This is a genomic window from Anaerosoma tenue, assembly GCF_023161965.1.
GTDB lineage: Bacteria > Actinomycetota > Coriobacteriia > Anaerosomatales > Anaerosomataceae > Anaerosoma > Anaerosoma tenue.
This window is the reverse complement of record NZ_JALNTY010000004.1, coordinates 30,413-48,742: the sequence shown is the minus strand read 5'-3', so window position 1 is coordinate 48,742 and position 18,330 is coordinate 30,413. Positions and strand designations below refer to the sequence as shown.

General features: G+C 67.8%; 23 protein-coding genes. 6 read left to right on the top strand and 17 right to left on the bottom strand.

Features of this window, described 5'->3' with window-relative positions; all coding sequences use genetic code 11:
• Window positions 1-6: 6 nt before the first annotated feature.
• Window positions 7-792 carry a MerR family transcriptional regulator gene (locus MSB02_RS09805; protein WP_267195062.1) on the top strand — a complete coding sequence of 262 codons (786 nt, stop codon included), beginning with the start codon at window positions 7-9 and terminating at the stop codon, window positions 790-792.
• Between the two features lie 40 nt (window positions 793-832).
• Here the strand turns inward: MSB02_RS09805 and crcB are convergent, their stop codons facing one another.
• Window positions 833-1,204, bottom strand: a complete 372-nt coding sequence (crcB, locus tag MSB02_RS09800) for a fluoride efflux transporter CrcB (protein ID WP_267195061.1) — start codon at window positions 1,202-1,204, stop codon at window positions 833-835.
• A 108-nt stretch (window positions 1,205-1,312) separates the two neighbouring features.
• Window positions 1,313-1,516 (bottom strand): cold-shock protein, encoded by a 204-nt coding sequence (locus tag MSB02_RS09795; RefSeq protein ID WP_267195060.1) that lies wholly within the window; start codon window positions 1,514-1,516, stop codon window positions 1,313-1,315.
• Between the two features lie 296 nt (window positions 1,517-1,812).
• On the opposite strand from MSB02_RS09795, the gene MSB02_RS09790 reads away from it, so the two are divergent.
• Entirely contained in the window at window positions 1,813-2,820 is a 1,008-nt protein-coding gene (locus MSB02_RS09790) for a 4Fe-4S binding protein (protein WP_267195059.1), read from the top strand.
• On the opposite strand, the gene MSB02_RS09785 is transcribed toward MSB02_RS09790, so the two are convergent.
• The 7 genes from MSB02_RS09785 to MSB02_RS09755 all read right to left on the bottom strand — a co-directional run bounded on the left by MSB02_RS09785 (window position 2,817) and on the right by MSB02_RS09755 (window position 9,042).
• Entirely contained in the window at window positions 2,817-3,221 is a 405-nt protein-coding gene (locus tag MSB02_RS09785) for a putative toxin-antitoxin system toxin component, PIN family (protein ID WP_267195058.1), read from the bottom strand. The genes MSB02_RS09790 and MSB02_RS09785 overlap by 4 nt on opposite strands.
• Entirely contained in the window at window positions 3,214-3,465 is a 252-nt protein-coding gene (locus tag MSB02_RS09780) for a ribbon-helix-helix protein, CopG family (protein WP_267195057.1), read from the bottom strand. Before MSB02_RS09780 ends, MSB02_RS09785 begins: the two co-directional genes overlap by 8 nt.
• Window positions 3,466-3,589: 124 nt before the next feature.
• Window positions 3,590-5,788: a bifunctional 23S rRNA (guanine(2069)-N(7))-methyltransferase RlmK/23S rRNA (guanine(2445)-N(2))-methyltransferase RlmL gene (rlmKL, locus tag MSB02_RS09775; RefSeq protein ID WP_267195056.1), complete on the bottom strand. Its 2,199-nt coding sequence runs from the start codon at window positions 5,786-5,788 to the stop codon at window positions 3,590-3,592.
• 61 nt (window positions 5,789-5,849) lie between these two features.
• Entirely contained in the window at window positions 5,850-6,518 is a 669-nt protein-coding gene (gene thiF, locus MSB02_RS09770; RefSeq protein ID WP_267195055.1) for a sulfur carrier protein ThiS adenylyltransferase ThiF, read from the bottom strand.
• A gap of 1 nt (window position 6,519) precedes the next feature.
• On the bottom strand, window positions 6,520-6,759 hold the full coding sequence (locus tag MSB02_RS09765; RefSeq protein WP_267195054.1) for a MoaD/ThiS family protein: 240 nt from the start codon (window positions 6,757-6,759) through the stop codon (window positions 6,520-6,522).
• A gap of 78 nt (window positions 6,760-6,837) precedes the next feature.
• Complete coding sequence (locus MSB02_RS09760) at window positions 6,838-8,625, bottom strand: aldehyde ferredoxin oxidoreductase family protein (protein ID WP_267195053.1); 1,788 nt, start codon at window positions 8,623-8,625, stop codon at window positions 6,838-6,840.
• A 96-nt stretch (window positions 8,626-8,721) separates the two neighbouring features.
• A complete protein-coding gene (locus MSB02_RS09755) occupies window positions 8,722-9,042 on the bottom strand; it encodes a MoaD/ThiS family protein (protein WP_267195052.1) in 321 nt (106 codons plus the stop codon).
• Between the two features lie 259 nt (window positions 9,043-9,301).
• Here MSB02_RS09755 and MSB02_RS09750 point away from each other — a divergent pair, with 259 nt between their 5' ends.
• Window positions 9,302-10,522 carry a DEAD/DEAH box helicase gene (locus tag MSB02_RS09750; protein WP_267195051.1) on the top strand — a complete coding sequence of 407 codons (1,221 nt, stop codon included), beginning with the start codon at window positions 9,302-9,304 and terminating at the stop codon, window positions 10,520-10,522.
• Window positions 10,523-10,579: 57 nt separating this feature from the next.
• Here MSB02_RS09750 and MSB02_RS09745 read toward each other — a convergent pair whose 3' ends face one another.
• Window positions 10,580-11,131: a response regulator gene (locus MSB02_RS09745; RefSeq protein WP_267195050.1), complete on the bottom strand. Its 552-nt coding sequence runs from the start codon at window positions 11,129-11,131 to the stop codon at window positions 10,580-10,582.
• Between the two features lie 104 nt (window positions 11,132-11,235).
• Window positions 11,236-12,078 carry a putative RNA methyltransferase gene (locus tag MSB02_RS09740; protein ID WP_267195049.1) on the bottom strand — a complete coding sequence of 281 codons (843 nt, stop codon included), beginning with the start codon at window positions 12,076-12,078 and terminating at the stop codon, window positions 11,236-11,238.
• Between the two features lie 81 nt (window positions 12,079-12,159).
• Here MSB02_RS09740 and MSB02_RS09735 point away from each other — a divergent pair, with 81 nt between their 5' ends.
• The gene (locus tag MSB02_RS09735; RefSeq protein WP_267195048.1) at window positions 12,160-12,654 is read left to right on the top strand and encodes a PaaI family thioesterase; all 495 of its coding nucleotides are present in this window, start codon (window positions 12,160-12,162) and stop codon (window positions 12,652-12,654) included.
• A 62-nt stretch (window positions 12,655-12,716) separates the two neighbouring features.
• On the opposite strand, the gene prxU is transcribed toward MSB02_RS09735, so the two are convergent.
• Window positions 12,717-13,310: a thioredoxin-dependent peroxiredoxin gene (prxU, locus tag MSB02_RS09730; protein ID WP_407653157.1), complete on the bottom strand. Its 594-nt coding sequence runs from the start codon at window positions 13,308-13,310 to the stop codon at window positions 12,717-12,719.
• Between the two features lie 94 nt (window positions 13,311-13,404).
• Window positions 13,405-13,878, bottom strand: coding sequence for a Fur family transcriptional regulator (locus tag MSB02_RS09725; protein ID WP_267195046.1), 474 nt, complete (start codon window positions 13,876-13,878; stop codon window positions 13,405-13,407).
• Between the two features lie 156 nt (window positions 13,879-14,034).
• Between MSB02_RS09725 and MSB02_RS09720 the strand changes: the two genes are divergently transcribed.
• Complete coding sequence (locus tag MSB02_RS09720; protein WP_267195045.1) at window positions 14,035-14,697, top strand: cupredoxin domain-containing protein; 663 nt, start codon at window positions 14,035-14,037, stop codon at window positions 14,695-14,697.
• A gap of 10 nt (window positions 14,698-14,707) precedes the next feature.
• Here MSB02_RS09720 and MSB02_RS09715 read toward each other — a convergent pair whose 3' ends face one another.
• Together MSB02_RS09715 and MSB02_RS09710 are read right to left on the bottom strand one after the other, a co-directional pair.
• Window positions 14,708-15,505, bottom strand: a complete 798-nt coding sequence (locus tag MSB02_RS09715) for a nitroreductase family protein (protein ID WP_267195044.1) — start codon at window positions 15,503-15,505, stop codon at window positions 14,708-14,710.
• 5 nt (window positions 15,506-15,510) lie between these two features.
• Window positions 15,511-16,848, bottom strand: coding sequence for an arginine deiminase (locus MSB02_RS09710; protein WP_323748529.1), 1,338 nt, complete (start codon window positions 16,846-16,848; stop codon window positions 15,511-15,513).
• A 47-nt stretch (window positions 16,849-16,895) separates the two neighbouring features.
• Here MSB02_RS09710 and MSB02_RS09705 point away from each other — a divergent pair, with 47 nt between their 5' ends.
• Window positions 16,896-17,381, top strand: a complete 486-nt coding sequence (locus MSB02_RS09705) for a hypothetical protein (RefSeq protein ID WP_267195043.1) — start codon at window positions 16,896-16,898, stop codon at window positions 17,379-17,381.
• A 39-nt stretch (window positions 17,382-17,420) separates the two neighbouring features.
• Here the strand turns inward: MSB02_RS09705 and MSB02_RS09700 are convergent, their stop codons facing one another.
• Window positions 17,421-17,798, bottom strand: coding sequence for a VOC family protein (locus MSB02_RS09700; protein ID WP_267195042.1), 378 nt, complete (start codon window positions 17,796-17,798; stop codon window positions 17,421-17,423).
• Window positions 17,799-17,802: 4 nt separating this feature from the next.
• A complete protein-coding gene (locus MSB02_RS09695) occupies window positions 17,803-18,246 on the bottom strand; it encodes a GatB/YqeY domain-containing protein (protein ID WP_267195041.1) in 444 nt (147 codons plus the stop codon).
• Between the last annotated feature and the right edge of the window lie 84 nt (window positions 18,247-18,330).

Here is an 18,330-nt window from a genome sequence, read left to right as displayed (position 1 = left end):
TATGCGATGGAGTCGAGAGCGAACGAGGACCGGCACGACCTGACGGTGAGCGAGGTGTCCCGCCTGACCGGCGCGAGTGTGCGCGCGCTACACCACTACGATGAGGTCGGCCTGCTCACGCCATCGGCCCGTACCGCGGCGGGCTACAGGCTGTACAGCGACGCCGACCTCGAGCGCCTGCAGGAGATCCTGCTCTTCCGCGAGCTGGAGATCCCGCTCGACGACATCGCGACCCTGCTCTCCGGTGGCGCGTTCGACCGCCGCGCGGCGCTCGAACTGCAGCGGGAGATGCTGCTCCAGAAGGCGGTCCGTACCGAGGCGCTCATCGCATCGGTGGAGCGGGCCATCAACGCAGAGAGGACAGGGGTCCGCATGACGAAGGAAGAGATGTTCGAGGTGTTCGGCGACTTCGACGTGGAGGCGCATGAGGCCGAGGCCGAGGAGCGCTGGGGCGGGTCCGACGCCTACAAGGAGTCGAGTCGCCGTGCGGCCAAGTACACCAAAGCTGACTGGGAACGGTTCAAGGCCGAGAGCGAGCAGATCGGCACCGACACCGCACGGCTGATGGACGAGGGCGTCCCGGCCGACGACCCGCGCGCCATGGACCTTGCCGAGCAGGCCCGGCTGCAGATCGACACCTGGTTCTACCCGTGCTCACACGAGATGCACGTGGACCTGGCCGGGATGTACATCGCCGATCCGCGCTTCACAGCCACCTACGAGAAGATCCACGAGGGCATGGCCCGGTACTGGCACGACGCGATCGTGGCCAACGCGGCTCGGCAGGGGTAGCGCGTACAGGTGGCGCACACCGAGACCGGGGCGGGTGCTCTTACGCGAGCGCCCGTCCCGCCGCGTATCCGGCGGCTGCGGCGGCGAGCCCCGAAACGACACTGCCGACGACATACCCCGCCGCCGGAAGCCACTGGTCACCCCTGGCGAGCGCGAGAGCCTCCACACTGAACGTGGAGAAGGTGGTGAAGCCGCCGAGCGCGCCCACGCCCACGAGCAGCCGCAACCGCTCACCCGCGGCGCCCTCGGGCAGGACCGCGGTGAGGAGACCGAGCAGGAACGATCCCGCGACGTTGATGCCGAGGGTGGACCACGGGAATGCGCCCGATGCGGCGTGCGTGCACAACGAGACCGCGTGACGCGCGCTTGCCCCTACCGCGCCGCCGACCGCCACGAACAAGAATCCTGTCATCGCACCTCTCCGTCTCCGGGCCGAACGCGGCCATACGACATCCTAGAACAAGAAGAGCGGCCCGTGACGGGCCGCTCTCCACGTATTCGGTTGTTGTTCCCGCGGTGGCTAGAGCTTGCGAACGTTGCTCGCCTGCATCTTGCCGTTCTGGCCGGCGGTGACGTCGAACTCGACGGCCGCGCCCTCGTCGAGGGTCTTGAAGCCCTCGCCCTGGATCTCGGAGAAGTGGACGAACAGATCGTCGCCATCCTCACGCGAGATGAAGCCGTAGCCCTTGTCCGGATTGAACCACTTGACAGTACCAGTCGCCATGCAAACCCATCCTCTCGCCCCCGCAGGGCAAAACGGTTGCGGCGCGGCTCGTCCCGCGCCGTGCGGGCCCGCGCCACAGATCTAGAGGGCCTCATCTGGCCCGTTTCGAAGTGTAAGCGAACCTGTCCGCGCCGCGCTAGTCCCTTACGCAGGGCCGGCAGGCCCCTGCCGGACACGCGGGGGCGCTCAGGCCCGGTCGACGGCGCGCGGCAGTCGCGACCGTCTGTTAGAATCGCCCGCTGTACGCCCGCCCGGCAGCGAGCGCCACGGCAGAGACACCCACACCGGAGGCACGGATGCAGAGCATGCTCGCGCGGATCGTACGGTTCCTGGACTCCCGCTGGTTCATCAAGGGCGTGTTCTTCACAGCGTTCGTGTGGCTCTCGTCCCGGCTGCTCGCCTTCGCGGCGTGGGCCCGGGGCGAGGGACCCTTCGTACCGCGCCCTGAGGCGGTGGCGGGGATCCTGCCGGTGGGGCACTTCACGAGCTTCTTCGCGTGGCTTAAGGGCGGCGGGTGGGACACCCTGCTGCCTGCGGGCCTGGTGATCATCATCGCGGCGCTCGCCACCTCGCTGCTGTTCAAGCGCGGCTTCTGCGGGTGGATCTGCCCTGTTGGAACGGCATGGGAGGCAGCGGCTGCCCTCGGCAGGCGCCTCAACGGTGGTCGGAACATCCGCATGCCAAGATGGCTCGACATCGCCGGGCGCGCGCTTCGCTACGTCATCGGCATCGCGTTCTTCGCGTTCGTCGGCCTTGTCTCCATCGAGGAGGCCGTGGGCTTTCGCGCGATCCCGTACATGTGGGTGGCCGACATCAAGATCATCGAAGGCTTCCTGGACCCCTTGTACCTGCTCGTGATCGCGCTCGTGTTCGTGATCTCGATGCTGCTCGGACCGCTGTGGTGCAGGTACCTGTGCCCGCTCGGCGCCCTGTACTCGGCGATAGGCGTGGCGTCGCCGTGCGCGGTGACACGTGACGACGAGACGTGCATCGACTGCGGCAAGTGCACGCGCGTCTGCCACGCGTCCGTGGACGTGCAGCATGCCGGAACGGTGCGCGCCGCCGAGTGTGACGGCTGCATGGACTGCGTGAGGGTGTGTCCTGTGGACGGCTGCCTGGAGGCCCGGGCGTTCGGTCGGGTGCGGATCGCACCCTGGGTTTGGCCGCTTCTGGTAGCAGGGCTGTGGTTCGCGATCTACCTCGTCGCCAAGCTCACCGGCAACTGGGACACGAGCATCCCCGCGGACACCCTCAGGCAGGTGATCGGATCCGGCCTGCTGGAGCAGCAGACGCCGATGTTCTAGCCTCCCGTCAGCTCCGTCAGGAACCGGGCGGGTCGGACGATCCGGATGCCGTGGTACGCGCCGAGATCGAGCAGATGGTGGTCACCCGTGACGATCAGGTCGACCTCGCCCTTGGTGGCACACTCGAGGATGCGGTTGTCCGGCTCGTCGGAGACCACGGTCAGACGCACTTCCGGCCGGACTACCTCGGCGATGCGCGCGACCTGCATGATGACGGCCCGCACATGTTCGTCGTCGAAGCCGAGGACCCCGTAGAGCTTGTCGGCTACCTCGGCGAGGATCGCGGGTGACGTGAGGAGAGTGAAGTCACCCGCTATCGCCGCGCGCAGCACCTTAGCCGGCTTCCCGCCGAACCCGTACGCAGAGATGTAGACGTTGGTGTCGAGGACGACCCTAGACACCGCGCGCCTCGTGGATCAGGCGCTCGACATCCTCCTCGGTCCGCACTCCGCGCAGCCGTGCCCGCTCGCGGCCGTACGCCGCGAGATCTTCGAACACCATGAGTTCGCGCTCCCGCTTGTACGCCTGCACCATATCGCGGAAGAGCTCGCTCTTGCTCTTCCCCTCGGCCGCCGCAAGGCGCTCCACCTCGCGGGCAAGCTCCGGGGGTGCGGAGAAGCCTATGGTGACTGCCGTGCGGGCCATGGCATGCTCCGTTTCAGACGGTTTACAACCATCTGCGATGGTACGGCTGGACGCAGCGCGGGGTCAAGCGCAAGCCCGGGACAGCGATGCCCGGACAGGAGCCGAATCCCGCGGCGCGGGTCGCCTACCCTCTGCGCACCACGAAGCAGTGGTGGATGCGCGGGGTGCGCTCGAAGTCGGGCGGGATGGTCTCGGCGGTGATGTCCTCTATCGCAAGCCCGTCGAGCGCGTCCTCGTCGAGCTTGAACGTGCGAAGGTTGGTGGAGAAGACGAGCACCCCGTCGGGCTCGAGCAGCGCCGCCGCATCGCGGATGAGCGCCACGTGGTCCCGCTGCACATCGAACGTGCGCTCCCCCATCGACTTGCTCGTGGAGAACGTGGGCGGGTCGCAGAACACCAGCCCGTATCGCCGCGCGCGGCCTTCTTCGATCCGGCGGCGCTCATCGGAAAGCCAGCGCAAGACGTCGGAGCGGAAGAAGCGGTTGGTGGGACCCTCGGGGTATCCATTGAGCGCCGTGTTGCGCTTCGCCCAGTCGAGATAGGTGGCCGAGAGGTCCACCGTTGCCACGTACGAGGCGCCGCCCGCAAGCGCGTAGACGCTGGCCACGCCCGAGTAGGCGAACAGGTTGCACACGCGCTGCTTCGACGCCAGGTCGCGCACCATCGCGCGCACCGGGCGGTGGTCCAGGAAGAGCCCCGTGTCGAGGTAGTCGTGCAGGTTGACGAGGAAGCGCAGGCCGCCCTCGGCCACCTCCACCCACTCCCCGCGCACCGCCTGCCGCTCGTACTGCGCGCTCCCCCGCTGGCGCTTGCGCACCTTGAGCGCCACGTCGGCCGGCTCGACCTCGAGGACCTCGGCCACCACCTCCACGGCCTCGATGAGACGCTCCTGTGCGAGATCGGGATCCACGCTCGGCGGCGGCGCGTACTCCGCCACATGCGCGAAACGACGCCCCTCATGGGCGCCGGCGCCCTGGTACAGGTCCACTGCCACGGCGTACTCGGGCAGGTCGGCATCGTATACGCGATAGCAGGTCACCCCTTCGCGCCGTGCCCATTTGCCGAGGTGGCGCGTCTTCTTGCGAAGGCGGTTGGCGAACATCTCGGCGCCCTGCGAACGTGCGGCGGGCGCCTTGCGAACGTCCGCACGCGCGGAACCCGCCGAGACCTCGAACCGGTAGAGCTTCGTCTCGATCGCGCCGTTGTAGAGCGTGTGCGCGGCATGGCTGCGCAGCCCGATGGCTCTGGCAAGCGCTTCGTCGTTGGTGAGCACCGCCGCCTGCCAGCCGTCGAATCCGGCGAGCAACCGCTCGCCGAGCTCCGCATACAGCGGCACCAGCGCCTCGCTCTCGCCGAGCCGCACACCGTAGGGCGGATTGGTGACAACGAGGCCGGGGTTGGAGCCAGCGGGAGCCGTGAGCCCGGCCAGATCGCGCGTCGCGAGCGAGATGGCGTTCCCGAATCCCGCACGTTTGGCGCAGGTCACGGCGATCGCGATCGCAGCGGGATCGCGATCGCTCCCCGAGATCACCGGCAGTCGCTCGCGGCCCGCCTCGGCTCGTTCGTCGGCCTCATCGAGGAGTGCGTGCCACACGTCCTCGTTGTGGCCGAGCCACCCCGCGAACCCCCAGTGGTCACGCAGCAGCCCCGGGGCCTGGTCGGCGGCGATCATCGCACCCTCGATCAGCAGCGTGCCGGAACCGCACATGGGGTCCACGAGCGCACCCCCGCCAGCGGCGATCTCCGCCCAACCGGCACGCACCAGGACCGCGGCTGCGAGGTTCTCCTTGAGCGGCGCCTCGGCCTGCTCGCCGGGCGTGCGGTACCCGCGCTGGTGAAGCGGTTCTCCCGAGAGGTCGAGCGAGACGGTCGCCCGCTCCTTGTGCAGCCGGATGTTGAGACGCACGTCCGGACGGTCGAAATCCACCGAGGGACGAGCGCCGAGCCGATCGCGGATACGGTCGACCACGGCGTCCTTGGCCTTCTGCGCCGTGAACTTCGTGTGAGTCAGACCGGAGGTGGTACCGTTCACATCGATGGCGAGTGTGCCTTCGGCGGGAATGTGCTCCTCCCACGGAAGCGCCGCCATCCCCGCGTACAACTCCTCCGCGGTGGCTGCGGCGAACTCCCCCATCGTGAGAAGCACCCGGCTTGCCAGGCGCGACCAGAGACATGCGCGATACGCGACCTCGAGCGGTCCGGTGAACGTGACCGCGGCGCGCGTCTCACGCACCTCCTTGGCGCCGAGAGCGCGCGACTCCTCGGCGAGCAGGTGCTCGACGCCCTTGGGGCATGTGGCGGCGTATCGATAGGTGGCGGTCATGCCCGCACGGTAGCACGAGCGGCGTCGCCTGCGTGAGCGGATCCGTGCGCGGTCCGGCCCGTCACGGCTCCCTGTATCCGAGCAGCACCCGCACCACCGCATGCGCTTGCGCCGCCGCGGCCGCCATCACGCGTGACGCGAAGAGCGGGTGTCCGTCACGCACATCGCTCGTGAGGTCGCCCACCACGTAGAGGCCGTCGGCCATCCGTTCGGTCACGATCGCGTTGGTGGAGCCGTAACCCGCCAGGCCCGATGCGGTCACGAGCGGTATGTCGGGCAGCTCGGCGAGGCAGGTGTTGACGATCATCGCCTTCACCCCGGCCTCGTCCACCGCCTCCACGATCGCACAGGCGCCGCGGACGAGCCCCACCAGGTTCTCCGGGGTCACCCGGTCCTGCACAAGGTCGAGCCGCACGTCCGAACGTATGCGCTGCAGGTTCTCCGCCAGCGCTATCACTTTGGGCATGCCGATCTGGTCGCGGAAGAAGAACTGCCTGTTGAGGTTGCCCTCATCCACCGTATCGAAGTCGACGAGCGTGAGCCTGCCTACGCCCGAGCGCACGAGCATCTCCGCCACGTTGCTGCCGAGTCCGCCACAGCCGATGATCGCAACGGTGCACCCGTGCAGCCGTGCCCGCAACTCGGGGTCGAGCGCGGTGTCGGGAACCTCAACGGCCACCCGTTCGGGCCGATGCGGGTGCAGGTCGAACGAATCGGAGGTCGGCGACATGTCAGCCTCCCGCCACGGGCGGGAAGATCGCGAGCCGGTCACCGTCACGGAGCTCCTGCTCCTCGGGCGCATGGGTGTTGTTCACGAAGATGACCCTGGGCTCATCCGGCAGGCCGAGCATGGCGATCACGTCGGCTATCGTGGTGCCTTCCTCGAACTCGAAGGTACGCGCGTGCCGCCCACCCTTGCCGTCGGGCTGGAACCCTGAGAAGTGTGCGAACAGCACCACGTCGACCCGCATGGCCACCTCCGATGAGTACCGGGACGCGCCCGCAGCGCCGCACGAAGGCAGCGCTGCGGGACACGCCGATACGTTCTCCTACTCGATGCCGAGCTGCTCGGCTACCTCGGGAACGAAACTGTACACGCTGTCGAGCTCCTCATCGGTGACCGTGAAGACCACGTCGTGCGGCGGCAGCTTCTCCTCGAGGAAGAAGGCCGGCAGACGGTCGTCCGCAGCCGTGAAACCGGCGTGCTGGTTGAAGACCCGTTCGTACGCGAGCGTCTCCTTGCCGAGCTGCATCAGCGCGTCGACATCCCAGTCGTCGCCCGTGTGCGCCGCGGCCATCTCGTGGATCGCCTCGAGCGCCTCCGGCATGTCGAGCACCGCGAACGCCACGAAGATGCACAGACCCATCGCGTCGAGCATGGCGGTAGCGATCTGCAGGCCCTGCGAGAGCGCGGCCTGGCCCTCCGGCTTGAGCGGGTCGACCGTGCCGCCCACCGCGAGCACGTTGCTCGTGATGGTGTAACCGGCGGTGTGGTCGGCGCCCATCGTGGAGGTGGCGTACGTGACGCCGATGCCCTGGATGGGCCGCGGGTCGTACGCGGGCAGACCCTGGTGCTTCACGACGGGGATGTTCTTCACGCCGAACTTCACACCCGTCGCCTCGGCGCCATCGCCAAGGACCTTGCCTAGCTCGGTGCCGCGCCCGATCTCGTCGAGCGCCTTGAGCGCCGCTTCACCGTCGCCGAACGCGATCTCACCGGAAGCCATGTATACGCCGAGCATCACGCCGGCCTCGATGGTGTCGATGCCGATCTCGCCGCACTTCCGGTCGAGCTTGGCCACCATGTCCATGTCGTCGATGCCGCAGTTGGCGCCGAGCGACCAGGCGCTCTCGTACTCGGGACCCTTGGTCATGTAGTGGCCGTCTTCGTCCACGTAGTAGCGCGAGCACTGGATCACGCATCCGGTGTGGCACCCGTGCTTGACGTTGCCGCCGCGCTCCACGGTGATCTCGCGCATCGTCTCACCGGAGATGCCGTCGACACCCTCGAACTGGCCGCTGGAGAAGTTGCGGGTGGGATAGCCGCCCGCCTCGTTGATGATGTTGGCGAGGACGTTGGTGCCAAAGGTCGGGAGCGCCTGGCTCGTGACGGCGTGTGTGGTGAGCGCACCGGAGAACTTGCGCACCGCGGCGATGAACGCATCCTTGTCGGCGTGCTGCTTGGGCTTGAGCCCCTCCTCGAAGATGGCGATGAGCTTGAGGCCCTTGCTCCCCATCACGGCGCCCAGTCCACCGCGCCCTGCATAGCGATTGGGGTGACCGAGCGGGTCGGTCACGGCGATGCCGGCCGACTTCATCTTCATCTCGCCCGAAGGCCCGATCACCAGGAACGACGACTTGTCGCTCATCCGGTGCTCGGACGCCTCGATGCCCTTTGCCACCGCTACCGTCTCGTAGGTGCCGAGACCGGCGAGGTCGTGCCTGCGCACCACATCCACCGTGCCGTCAGGGAACAGCCGCAGCGCATAGAGGGCGGTCTTGTCGGCCGGCGCCCCTTCGATGATGATCGCCGCGATGTTCATCTTGCCGAGCGCGTGCGCCGCGGTACCGCCGGAGTTCGCCTCCTTGATGCCGCCGGTGAGCGGGCTCTTGGCGCCGACGGACAGGCGGCCTCCGTTGGGGGCGCTCGTTCCGCCCAGGAGCCCGGGAGCGATCACGAGCTTGTTCTCCGGTCCGAGCGGATCGGCGTCCGCCGGGACCTCGCTGTACACGATGGCCGAGGTGAGCGCCCGGCCTCCGTACCGTGCCCACTTCTCAGGCAAGGGCTCCCTCGTCACCTGAAGCGTGGACATATCGACTCTCAGGATCTCACGCATACGCCTCTCCCTTCGGTCATCCGGCGCCTGCCCACTGGCCGGAGGGCTGCGGCGCCGGTCGTTCCCATATGCAGTTCATCCCCAGAACCTATGCAGTCACCGCGCTGCCGGGGCCTCCTCTTCGTCATCTTTCCCCGCCGCGTACAGGCCGAGGAAGAAACGGTGCGGACCCGGCGTCCCCTCGGGCACGAACGCCACCCTGTCGCCGGGCCTGATGAGATGGCTCATCGGTCGCACGACCCGGTTGCAGAAGACGCCTTCGATCATGGAGTGCGGCAGGTCGAGCATCGATGCGAGATCCGCTCCGGTCACACCCTCCGGGGGTACTGCGACCTCCACGAGCGTGGGCCCTCCGCGCTCCTTCTGCAGCGCGTGAAGCGCACCGAACAACCGTACGGTCACTGGTTCCGTAGTCACGTTCCACCTCCTGGGGACTACGTACCCAATGCGTGTCCGGAGGAGCGGGATCCTCGAGACCGGCGGCCCTTGAGACCCGGGAAAGGAACGCCTGTTCGCATTCCGCGCGCCGAGCGGCTATACTGCTCCATGCATCGCGCCCGCACGAGCGGGCGCCTCAACCAAGACTCGGTGGTCCTTCGCTTTCCTCGTGAACTGTCAGGACGACTGCGTCTGCCCGCAGTGCGACCTGATATGGCGCACGAGGAAGGAGATCTACTTGAGCTTCGAAAACCTGGGTCTTGCGCCCCGCCTCCTGGAGGCGGTGGCGTCGATGGGCTACACCAGCCCGACCCCCATCCAGCGTGACGCCATCCCGATGGTGCTCGAAGGCCGTGACGTCGTGGGCTGTGCCCAGACCGGTACCGGCAAGACAGCGGCGTTCGTGCTGCCGTTGATGCAGCGCATCCCCGCCAAGCCCGGCGGACCTCGCGCGCTCGTGGTCACCCCCACGCGTGAGCTCGCCGTGCAGATCGAAGAGGTCGCCACACAGGTGGCCAAGCACACCAAGCACCGCGTCGCTGTGGTGTACGGCGGTGTCGGGTACGAACCGCAGACCAAAGCGCTCAGGCGCGGCGTGGACGTGCTCGTGGCCACCCCGGGCCGTCTCCTCGACCTGATGGAGCGCAAGACGGCCGACCTCTCCAACGTGGAGATACTCGTGCTCGATGAGGCCGACCGCATGCTAGACATGGGCTTCTGGCCCCAGGTCCGCAGGATCATCCAGACCATCCCCGCCGGGCGGCAGAACCTCCTCTTCTCGGCCACGATGTCCACCGACGTGATGCGCGTGGTGAGCTCGACCCTGCACGAACCCGTGCGGGTGGAGGTCGCTCCCGCCAGCACGCCGATCGAGGCGATCGAGCAGCGCGTGTATCCGGTGGGAGGTCAGGAGAAGGCACAGCTCCTGGTGCACCTGATCAAGGCCGACGACCCCGAACGGGTGATCGTCTTCACGCGCACGAAACATCGTGCCGACCGCGTGGCCAAGGTGCTGCATAAGAGCGGGATCAACACCGCGGCCATCCACGGCGACCGCTCACAGTCACAGCGGCAGAGCGCGCTCGCGAGCCTGAAGTCGGGACGTTGCCGGGTGCTCGTCGCCACGGACGTGGTCGCGCGGGGCATCGACATCGATGACGTGAGCCACGTGGTCAACTACGACCTGCCCAACACACCCGAGGACTACGTCCACCGCATCGGCCGTACCGCGCGTGCGGGCAAGACCGGGACGGCCGTCACGCTCCTCGCGCCCGAAGAGCACGAGCTGTTCCGCGAGATCGAAGTGAAGATCGGCGCGGTGCTTAACACGCATGACGCTGAAGGATTCGAGTACTCGCAGCAGCGGCTCGTGCCGAGCGCAGAGCGAACGGCCGTTCGCCGGACGCGTACCGTGTACAGCTCGAGCCGGGGCCGCTCGCGCACCAGACGCAGGCGGTAGTCCGCGGGACATGGCGCCATAAGGCTCAGTGACGGCGGTCGAAAGACCGCCGTCCGCCTATGCCAGCGACTCCCTGATCGCCGCCACGAGCGCCTCGGGGCCCGCCCCTTTGGTCACCATCTTCGATCCACGAGGCAACTCGAGGACGCCGGGGCGACCGGTGAGCACCACGATCGGCACCTGTGTCGCGTCGCGGACATCGTGCACCGTACGGTCGCCACCCAGTCCATAGCCGCAAATGATTGCCGAGTACTGCGTGCTCCGAAGGTCACCGACGGCCTCGTCGAACGACTCCCGGCAGTCGACCACGGCGCCCGTGAAGTGCGTCCTGAGGGCGCTTGACGTGAGCGTTGCGAACACGGCGGAGTCTTCGATCACGAGGAACCGGCGCTCGGTGGGCCGCCCTTCGTCCACGCTGTGATCGGTCGAGCCGTCGGGCATCAGACCACGCGGCACCGGCTGTCCCGACGCGACGTACTGGTACAGCGCACATCCGCCGCCGTCGGTGTTCTCGCACTGCGGAAGGACGTGCGGATGCCGCACTCGCTTGATCACGCTGGCGCGTAGCGCCTGGTTCAGATCGCACGACTCCACAACAGGACATGGCATGGCGAGCACTCCTCTGCGCAGGTGGGGGCCATGTGCTTCAAGTGAGGAAGATACCCGATACGCCGGATCCGCACTGTGAGCGCAGTCACAGTATCGCTCGCCCCCTAGCGGGCGAGCCGCCAGGTGAACATCTCCACGGAGAGCGCGGTCTCAAGAGGGTCGTCGAGTGCTTCCGCGCGATGTCTGAGCTCATCGACCGGCACGTGGAACGCGGTGGGTCCCATCGCCGCGGCAGCCACCGCCTCGGCCCGGGTGAGCTTGATGGGGTATTCCAGGAGCTCGACCCGCTCGAGCAGGAACGCCCCGGAGAAACCGTGCCTGATCCGCTCCCCCTTGTCGGGATCGACGCCGATCATGCCGAGTGCATCCACGAGGCCCTCCAGATGGCGTCCGGTGGGGGCAGCCACCACCACCGCACCGCCCGGCGCCAGCATACGCGCGAACTCCGGCACGTTCCGGGGGGCGAACACGCTCAGCACCACAGCCGCCACCGAATCCTGGACCGGTATGCGCTCCCACGCGTCGCAGACTACCGCCCCCGCACGCGGATGTGACCCCGCCGCGCGACGTGCGGCGTGCTTGGAAAGGTCGAGCGCAAGACCCGGGCGCCCGGGCAGTCGCTCGAGTGCCGCCGCCAGGTAGCGCCCGGGGCCGGAGCCCACCTCGATGACACATCCCTCGACGCCTTCCGCGGCGCGATCGGCCTCTTCGGCGACACGGCCGAGGAGCGGCCGATAGTGGCCGGCCCCAAGGAACTCCTCGCGCGCCGAGAGCATCGCCGCCGTGTCGGCCGTGGCCTTGCGCACCACGCCGGGAAGGAGGTTCACGTAGCCCTGCCGGGCGATGTCGAACGTATGGCCCTGCGCGCACCGCAGCGCACCGCCGGCCCGGTGCAAGCCGCCGCCGCAATGCGGGCAGGCCAGGCATTCGACCCATCGGTCGGCCACGTGCGTCCCTCCGATCCGTATGGCGGAGCGTCCGTCGTTCGACCCACAGTACAATGGTGCCCCTCGACGGAAGGATAACCCATGACCGACACGGTACGCGCCGCTCAGAACGTCAGCCGGATGTGTATCGTATGCGGCACGCAGAACGAGAGCGGTCTGCACGCCCGCTTCTTCGAGCTGGACAATGGTGAGCTTGCGGGCGTGTTCACGCCACGCGAAGAGCATCAGGGCTACCCCGGCCGCCTGCACGGGGGCATCGCCTCCACGATCCTCGACGAGGCCATCGGCCGGGCGATCAACATCTCCGACGCCGATGCCTGGGGAGTCACCATCGAACTGACGGTCCGCTATCGCAAGCCCGTCCCCCTGGACCGCGAGATAACGGCACGTGCCCGCATCACGAAAGACTCCGGACGCATCTTCGAAGGAAGCGGCGAGATCAGGCTGGACGACGGCACCGTGGCCGTGGAGGCCACAGGGCGCTACCTTCGTCTCCCGATCGACCGGATCGCCGAAGGCGACTTCGAAGAGGAGTGGTTCCCGGACGACCGGCCACTTCCGCCAGGCGTGGAGTAGGAACGCCGACAGGGCCACCCGGAGGTGGCCCTGTCTTCACTCCTGGTCCGCGTGCGGAACGCCTACGGCTTCCAGACCTCCCACACGTGACCGGTGAGGTCGTCGGTGGGCTTGAGAGTGGGGTCACCCGGCTGCCAGCCGGACGGCATGACCTCGCCGGTGGCCTGCTGGTGCTGGTACGCCTTGATCTGGCGGATGAGCTCTTCGGGGTTGCGCCCCACGGGCGGCGTGAGGACCTCCATCGCCTGGATGACGCCCTCAGGATCGATGATGAACCGGCCGCGCACGTCCACCGCGCCGTTGTACACGCCGTACTGCTCGCCGATCTTCCCGCCGCCATCGGAGAGCATCGGGAACGGGACCCCGCCGTCGACCATCTTGGAGAGCTCGGTCTCCTGCCACACCTTGTGCGAGTGGACGCTGTCCACACTGAAGGACAGGACCTCTACGCCGAGCTCCTTCATCTCAGGGTACTTCTTGGCGACCGCCGAGAGTTCGGTCGGTCAAACGAAGGTGAAGTCGCCCGGGTAGAAGCACAGAACGACCCACTTGCCGCGATAGTCGGAGAGTGTGAACTTGCCGAACTTGCCGTCCAACAGCCCGCTGGCCTCGAAGTCAGGGGCTTCCTTGCCGACGAGGATACTCATACGCGTCATCTCCTTCTCATCCGTCGCCGCACATGCGGCGTAGTTGCCATGAGTCTCGTGTCACCGGCAGAACGCTTCCGCCGGGAGGTGCCTTCACAACGTCTCAACGCCCGGCGTCGCCTACACGCCCCTCTTCGCGGGCGGCACACTCCTCACACACTCCCTTGATCTCCAGCCGCACCGAGGTGATCTTGCGGACGCCCGAGAGGTGCGGCGGGACCTCCGGGTCGCCGAGATCATCCGTCCCCAGGTCGAGGATGGTGCCACAGCGTGTGCAGAGAAAGTGGTGATGCGTCGACGCATCGGGGTCGAACCGCGCCGCGCCCGGCGCGGCGATGCGCTCGATCAGCCCCCTCGCGGCCAACGTGGTGAGGGTGCGATATACCGTGTCGCGCGAGATCGTAGGGACACGCTCACGGACGGCGCGGAACAACTCGTCCGCGTCGGGATGATGTGTGGCCGATGCAAGCTCCCTGATGACCTCCAGACGCTGGTGTGTCATGCGGAGACCGTCGGCGCGAAGGGCGTCAGCGAAGGCTTGCTCGCGCTCGTGTATGGCTTCGGGTATCGCTTCCATAGGGTATCCTTATTGCTGACATATCCTACATAGGATTTTAACGCAACAAGTATACCCCATGCCGACCCTCCCCTAACCGGTCTCACGGCTCTGCTCTGGCACAGCGTGTGCTATCCATCGACAGAACGGTGCCCGCCTCACGACCCTGGAGCCGCAATGAGACCGACACCCCGTACCATCCTCGCCATATCCGCCGTGCTGATCGTCGGCGTCGCGTTCGTGATAGCCAACGCGCTGTCGGCCAACGCCCCCGGCACCACCAAGACCGAGGGTGCGAAGATTACCTACATCATCTCGGAGGCGGAAGCCGCGGCGACCACCGACATCCCCGTGAGACTGCTCGAGGGCTCGGATGCCGCTCACGAGTCGGCGCACATCTTCGATGCCCTCGCCGGCGTTCAGGGAGCGGCATCGGCCACGCTCGACACCGAGACGCTGGTTGTCAGCGTGGCGTACGACCCCGCGCGCCTCGATCCGGCTGAGATTCAGCGCACGCTGGCGGCGGCGGGGTACACCCGGCCTACGGCCGCGGACGCGACACCGGCAGAGGTCTCCGCCGACGGAGCCGCGCAGAGCATCACGATATCCGACAACGGCTCGGGGCTCGTCCCGAACATCATCAGCGCCCGGGCGGGTCTGCCGCTGACCATGACGTTCGGTCCGGGCACGGAGTGCCGGACCACGGTCGCCCTCCCGGCCCTGGGCGCCTCGGCGGAGATCATCGACGGCGGGACCATCGAGCTCGCGGCTCTCGAACCGGGCACGTACGAGATCATGTGCAGCGGCGGCGGCAACGAGGGCGTGCTCATCGTCCAGTGACGGCCGCGGCTCACCGCTCGCCGTGCATCCAGCGATCGATCCACCACGCCGCCGAGCGGTTCATCTCGGCCATGAACGATGATGCGAACTTGCGGCGGTAGACCGCCTGGGCGTAGTCGGTCACACCTGCCGGAAGTCCCGACGGCGCGTGCATCTCACCCAGTTCGCGGGTGGCCTCGGCGACCTCGGCGACCTCGGCGTCCGTCATGCGCCGGTAGCGGTGGATGAGATTCCGCCCATAGCGGCCGATGGGCTCCCGGCGCTTGCGCGGTCGCCCGAAGCACACCATCGCCGCGGGGAACGTATGGGCCGGAAGCTCCAGCAGGTCGGCGACTTCCTCGCCGTTCTCGATGATGTCGCCGATGTAGCACGATCCGATGCCGAGCGACTCGGCGGCGATCACGGCCGTCTGCGCCGCGATGATCGCGTCGGCGCACGCCAGCATGAGGTCGCCGGGTCCCACGGCCGACCTGTGCGCCTCGGCATCCACCTCGGCGACCGGGCTTGCCGCGAACAGATCGGTCCACTTCTGCCAGTCGGCCACGAACAGGAGCACCCACGGCGCCGTGGCGATGAAGGGCTGGTCGTCGCAGAGGGTCGCGAGACGCTCCTTGACCGCCGCGCCCTCCACATCGATGACCGAGTAGAGCACCATGTTGCCCGCCGTCGGCGCGCGGAGCGCGGCGTGCAGGATCGCCTGCCGCTCATCGGCCGTGAGCGGAGCGGGGTCGTAGGTCCGCGTGGAAGAGCGCCGCGCGATCACTTCCAGGGTCGGGTTCGTGAGGGGTCCCGGCTTCGTGACATCCATCCCGCTCACCTCACCGCGTCGCGGACGATAGGACACGTCATGCAGTGTCCTCCGCCCCTGCCCTTGCCCAGCTCGGACCCCTCGATCTCGAGGACCTCGATCCCCGCGGCGCGAAGCTTCGCGTTGGTGTGCACGTTCTTGGAGTACGCCACCACCACGCCGGGCTCGAGCGCGACCACGTTGTTCGCGTCGTCCCACTGCTCCCGCGCCGACTGGAACCGGTCGCCACCCGTCTCTATCGTTCGGACACGCGCCACGCCGAGCGCGTCGGCGCACGCCTCGAGCACGCCGGTCTCCTCGGCTACCTCGAACTCGTCGGGACGGGAGCCCGGTCGCACGCTGAAGACCTGCATATCGTCGATGACCGGCGGGAAGATCGTCACGGCGTCGTGGTCCACGAAGGTAAGCACCGTGTCCAGGTGCATGTACGCGCGCTGCTGGGTCATGCGGCAGACGATGACACGCTCGGCTTCGCCCGCCTCGAACAGCGCCGAGGCGACATGCTCCACCATGCGCCCTGTAGAGCGCTCGCCCAGGCCTATCAGGACCGTCCCGTTACCGATGGGCATCACGTCCCCGCCTTCGAGCGACGACCCCTGGCTGAAGTCCTCGAGCGGGAAACGGGCCGTGTCCCCGGACGGCGGATACCAGAACCGGAACCCCGCCGGGACGAACCGCGGGTGGAACCGGTAGATCAGTGAGACGAGGACGACCTCCATGCGCCGGGCCGCCCAGAAGAGCGGCGGAAGCACCACGCCGCCGTACAGCCAGGCGCTCGAGTCACGGGTGAAGATGGTGTTCGGCAGCGGGGGCAGCACGAAGCTGTCCGGGTCTGCGAGGACCGCGCCGAGCGACCGTCTCCGCAACGACGCCAGGTCCACACCCTCGATCTCCGAGCCGAGCAGCCCGCCCACGAGCACCTCGGCCAGCCGGGCGGGGTCCAGCTGCCGGAGGTACGAGCGAAGCTCGGAGACGAGCGAGAGGCCCACGGTATACGAGGAGACCGCGCTCGAGACAGCCTCGTCACGAGCCTCGGCGGAGGCCTCGAGCGCATCGGCGAGCATCTGCTGCAGATAGAGCACCTCGACGTCCCGCGACCGCAGCAGCTCCACGAACGCATCGTGCTCGGCGGCGGCGCGCTCCACCCACACTACGTCGTCGAAGAGGAAGTCGGCACGGTTCTCGGGTGTGAGCCGCTCGAGCGCGACCCCCGGCCGGTGGACGAGCACGGTGCGCAACCTGCCGACCTCGGAGTAGACGCCCGGTACGAGTGGCTCCATCACGACCTCCTCGGCGAAACGGTCTTCCTCGGTTACTATGCCACGAGGCGTGGCTGCTGGCATCGGGCTTGCACCTCGACGCCGGGTACGCCGCTTTGGAAAGGCACCGCATGACCGGGCACCGCGAGAACGAACCGCTGGCACGGCGACCGCTCTGGCCGCTGGCCGGCGTGCGCATGCAGCTCGTGGCGGGAGCGGTCATGTGGCTGATCGGGGCCAGCATCCTGCTCGTCCGCGGCGCCGGATACATCCAGGGCCGCTCCTGGCACGCCTGGGCGCTCGCCGCCGGCCTCGCCCTCGGCGTCATCAAGTCGCGATACATGCTCGAGGGGGTGGCCGAGCGTGCCGTGGAGCGCATCCGCGGGCGGGGCCGGGCATGGCTGCCGGGCTTCTTCTCGCTCCGCTCCTGGGGTTTCGTCGCACTCATGATGGGCGGCGGGATGGCGCTCCGTCGGCTCGTTGTGGCTCCCGATCAGATCGGGGCGGGGATCCTCGGCGCGATCTACCTGGGCGTGGGCGCGGCGTTGCTGCTTGCCGACCGCGTCTTCTGGCATGCCGTGTTCGGCCGCTCGCGGAACGGCGCCGTCACGGGCTGAGAGCCGCAGACGGCCACCCGATGGGACGGCCGTCGGCCGTCACGCCTGTTTGAGCTCGATCTCCATCCCATCAGGGTCCGGGAAGAACAACAGCCGCCACCCTCCGGGCATCTCGCGTATGGCTATGTCCTCGCCGATGACGCCCGCCCGGCGCAACTCCTCGTAGGCGGCGTCGATGTCCTGCGTCTCGAACGCGAGGTGCTTGAAGCCGAGCATGCGCTCGGGCAGTTCGTGTGCCGGCACAGTGTCGTCGTACGCGAAGAGCTCGATCGCCAGATCGCCGAGGTGCATGAACGAAAGCGTCTTGTCGGCCATCACCCGCTCGTCGCCGTCGGTGAAGCCGAGAGCGCGGTAGAACGACTTGGATCGCTCCAGATCGCTCACCACGATGCCTACGTGATCCGCCACGAGGTCCATGCGATCACCCGAGCCTTCCGCCGACGATGCGCGCCACCTCGGCCTTGTCACAGTTCCCGCCGCACTCGGCGCTCACAAGCCCGATCGCGCGGCCCATCTCCCGCTTCTCGGTGATACCCTCGGCCTCGAGCACGCGCGCGACCACCGCTTCCAGCGCCTCGCCCGTGACCTGCTCCGGAAGGTATCCCTCAAGGATCGCCACCTGACCGGCGAGCAGGGCTGAACGCTCTTCATCCGTGCCGACCTTGATCGACCCCTCAAGCGTCTCGCCCGTCTGCTTGAGAACCTTCTTGAGTGCCGACACGACCTCCTCGGGCGTGAGTTCGCGACGCTCTTCCTTCTCCTTGATGTCGATCTCGTTCTTCACCTGGCGGAGGATCGAGAGACGCGGCTTGTCGTGCGCGCGCAGAGCGGCGGTGATCTCGGATGCGATGAACTCCCTGTCCATGATGGTCCCTTCACAGAGCGGATCAGACAGCTCCTGCGAGTGTAACGCAGCCGTCACCCTCCGCGCCTTGCGCCGGATCCCGTG